Raw genomic sequence first — 3,491 nt, forward strand, 5'->3', positions numbered from 1 at the left:
CGGCGGAAAATAGCAGGCTAAACTAAGCGAAGAATGAGCGCAAGCCTGCTGTTTTACGTCCATTGTTTGATTAACTTGTTAGTTGTTTAGCTGCGCTAAAAGCTCAGAGTAATTTGAAGCAACATTTTCTAAAGAGCCTTTGCCTGCGATAAGGTCACAAACTGAAATTGAGCCATCAATAAGGCTCAACAGGTAGGTTTCTCCACCACCATTTGACCCTATAGCTAAATATGATGAAAATTCAGAATCAGGTTGGTAATTCTCAACTTCTTCTTTAGTCCATAGAATAAAAGGTGAGTACCAATGCTTATCTTCATCTTTAAAATCAACTTCAAAAACAGAGCCGCTTAACAACGCATTTTTGTATTCAATAGGTAGTGTCTTCAATAGACGATCCATATCTTTAATCAAATTACTCACGGAGAACCTCATGAACAACTAACGCTTGCCGTAAACGGCACAAAATAGCAGGCTAAAATTGGCGACGAAGGAGCACAAGCCTGCTGTTTTGTGTCCTTGGTTTAACGGCCTTGTTAGCAGTACTTACCACCATTTATCAAGCTGTTTAGTTTTATTGTAAACTTCAATTAACTCAATGGAGAAACTTTTTGCTCTGAGTGAGAATTCACCAACCCCTAAAGTATCTTTAGACTGAATTATCGTGAGTAGTTCTGAATGTGTCTTGGTAAATGTTATTATTGGATTCTCACTCATATCCTTTAACGTCACAGAACCAGACTCCTGCTCTATCAACTGAGATATTGACTCTTCAAATCGATCCCACTCTTCACACTCAAACCAGCATTCTTTAAGTGTAAAGTTAATTTTTTGGTATGGCATATCCCATGACACAACAATGTCAAATGCAATTGATGGTAAGTGGTCTTCGACACCAGAAATATCAAGTTGTAGTTCAAGTTCATTGTTACGTATTAAGTTGAACATACTTACCCTGTACTGCTAACGCCTGCCAGCACAGGCAAAAAGTGGCGGAGCGGTTTTTTGTCCTGTGGCTGCATTTGTTAGCCCTTGCTCCATGTCTTTCGCGGCTTGCCGCCAGCACCTTTTGAAAAAGCTACTGCATTTAGCCTTGCAGCAAACCGTGTTTAAGCCACCAAGAAACAACAACCTGAGTGCGAATTCAAATGTGTGATTGGAATTTCAGACATGTCACCCAAACAAAGGTTGTTTGCAGACTTCGACAAAAACCTGCGGCTATGAAAAGAGGAGTTTGGTAGCTAAACCTTGAGACTCAAAACGTTAAAATTGATGGGGGATAACGCCTGCCAGCACAGGCAAAAAATTGCGGAGCGTTTTTTTGTCCTGTGACTGCATTTGTTAGCCCTTGCTCCATGTCTTTCGTGGCTTGCCGCCAGCACCTTTTGAAAAAGAGACTGTATTTCGCTTTGCCGCAAACCTTGTTCAAGCCACCAAGAGACAACAACCTAAACTTGAATTCAAATGTGTAATTGGAATTTCAGGCTCGTCACTCAAACAAAGGTTGTTCACCAATTTCGATGTAAACCTGCGATTATGAAAATAGGAGTTTGGCGACTAAACCTTGGGACTCAAAACTTTAAAATTGATGGGGGATAACGCCCTTCAGCAGGGGCGAGTTTACGAGTGCAGCCAGCTTGCTGGCGATACTGGCTTTGTTAGGTGTTTTGTTTTCTTTCTACTTCAATTTCAACCATATCATCTAATTCAGCCTTTATCATTTCAGCGTATTTGGTGGAAGCAATCAATGGATGTTTGATGAGAGAGTTAAAAGCCTTAAACGCTTCCGCAAAACACGTGCTTTGCAACTCGATATTCTCAGAGTAACCAGTACCAATTTGCCATATTAGGTCAATTACACTTTCTTTGAATTTGGACTTCACAACTACTTCTTCGAGATACTTTGGCAGAATTGCGGCTGAGCTAAATAAATCGCCTTGTACTACTACATAATTGTCAAGCTTCCAGTACGCAGCATCAAATGACTTGCGGTCTTTGGCTAGCAAACCAAGTACTGCTTTGGGTACGTGCTCAGCAGTGCCAGTCAATACGCTCAGTTCTTTCCAATTCTCGTGATGTATTTGCTCAAGCACTTCTGTAACCCTCCCCGAATAGCGGGTCGTTAGCAATTAGAGTTTTTCCGTTTACACTAAAACGAACGGAGAATGTCTGATGAAAAAATCACGCTACACGGAATCGCAAATCGTCAAGATCCTCAAAGAAGTGGAAGCGGGTCGAAAAGTTAACGAAGTCTGCCGTGAATACGGCATTTCCGATGCAACCTACTACAACTGGAAATCTAAATATGGCGGTATGGAAGCGTCTGATGTTAAACGACTGAAAGAGCTTGAAGACGAAAACCGAAGGCTTAAACATATGTTTGCAGAGCTCAGCCTCGAACATCGTATTGTGAAAGATATCCTAGAAAAAAAGCTGTAACGCCAGCGGTTAAACGTGAGCTTGTGGAATACGTTCGACAACACTTTCAGGCCAGTTTAAGAATGGCCTGCCGCGCGGTTGGCATCAGTGATTCAGTGTATCGGTATCGTCCTGATCCGCATCGTGATGATGACGTCATTGCCAAGCTGCAGGAAGCGGTTGAACGTTACCCAGCGTATGGCTTTGGAAAACTCTTCAAAGTCCTTAGACGTTGGGGATTTGCATGGAACCACAAGCGGGTCTATCGCGTGTATTGTTCGCTGAAACTCAACCTGAGGCGAAAGGGAAAGAAACGCCTCCCAAAGCGAGAGCCAGCACCGCTTTGTTGTCCAGACTGGGTCAATAGCTGTTGGTCTATCGACTTCATGAGCGACGCCCTTGTCTGTGGCCGACGTTTTCGCACCTTTAACGTTGTTGATTACTTTAATAGCGAAGTACTGGCCATCGAAGTGGACTTGAATCTTCCCGCGCCAAGAGTGATCCGCGTCCTAGAACGTATTATTGCTTGGCGTGGCGCGCCCCAGAAACTACGCATGGACAACGGTCCTGAGTTTGTTTCAACGGCACTAGCCGAGTGGGCTGAAGAGAACCGAGTTGAGCTTGAATTTATTCGCCCGGGAAAGCCAACAGAAAACTCATACATAGAACGCTTTAACCGAACTTATCGAACGGAGGTCCTCGACATGTATGTATTTAAAACGCTGTCCGAAGTCCGGGAAATCACCGAAAACTGGATGAAGGAATACAACAATGAGAGACCCCATGACTCTCTCAATGATCTTACCCCTTGGGAATATCTGGCTAAGTATGAAAGCAGGAAAAACTCTAATGTAGACTGCCACTAATATGGGGAGGGTTACACTTCGCACACCTAACGCCTGCCAGCACAGGCAAAAAATTGCGGAGCGGTTTTTTGTCCTGTGGCTGCATTTGTTAGCCCTTGCTCCATGTTTGTCGCGGCTTGCCGCCAGCACCTTTCGAAGAAGCTACCGCATTTCGCCTTGTCGCAAACCGTGTTTAAGCCACCAAGAGACAACAACCTGAATGTGAATTCA

5 protein-coding genes are annotated in these 3,491 nt (G+C 43.8%); 1 reads left to right on the plus strand and 4 read right to left on the minus strand.

Annotated features, from left to right (window positions below):
- Nucleotides 1-78: 78 nt before the first annotated feature.
- From CS022_RS24265 to CS022_RS24275, 3 genes are all read right to left on the minus strand, one after another.
- On the minus strand, nt 79-420 hold the full coding sequence (locus tag CS022_RS24265) for a hypothetical protein (protein WP_129124430.1): 342 nt from the start codon (nt 418-420) through the stop codon (nt 79-81).
- Between the two features lie 123 nt (nt 421-543).
- On the minus strand, nt 544-945 hold the full coding sequence (locus CS022_RS24270) for a hypothetical protein (RefSeq protein WP_129124431.1): 402 nt from the start codon (nt 943-945) through the stop codon (nt 544-546).
- A 710-nt stretch (nt 946-1,655) separates the two neighbouring features.
- The gene (locus tag CS022_RS24275) at nt 1,656-2,090 is read right to left on the minus strand and encodes a hypothetical protein (RefSeq protein ID WP_129124432.1); all 435 of its coding nucleotides are present in this window, start codon (nt 2,088-2,090) and stop codon (nt 1,656-1,658) included.
- Nucleotides 2,091-2,169: 79 nt separating this feature from the next.
- Here CS022_RS24275 and CS022_RS24280 point away from each other — a divergent pair.
- Nucleotides 2,170-3,281, plus strand: a protein-coding gene (locus CS022_RS24280; RefSeq protein WP_408057301.1) for an IS3 family transposase whose coding sequence is annotated in 2 segments (ribosomal slippage) — nt 2,170-2,422 and nt 2,422-3,281 — 1,113 coding nt in all. Because the reading frame shifts where the segments join, the coding sequence is not laid out codon by codon here.
- 26 nt (nt 3,282-3,307) lie between these two features.
- On the opposite strand, the gene CS022_RS27020 is transcribed toward CS022_RS24280, so the two are convergent.
- The coding region (locus CS022_RS27020; protein ID WP_235869898.1) for a hypothetical protein at nt 3,308-3,491 on the minus strand (184 nt) is incomplete at its 5' end.

The organism is Veronia nyctiphanis (assembly GCF_004116385.1).
Lineage (GTDB): Bacteria > Pseudomonadota > Gammaproteobacteria > Enterobacterales > Vibrionaceae > Veronia > Veronia nyctiphanis.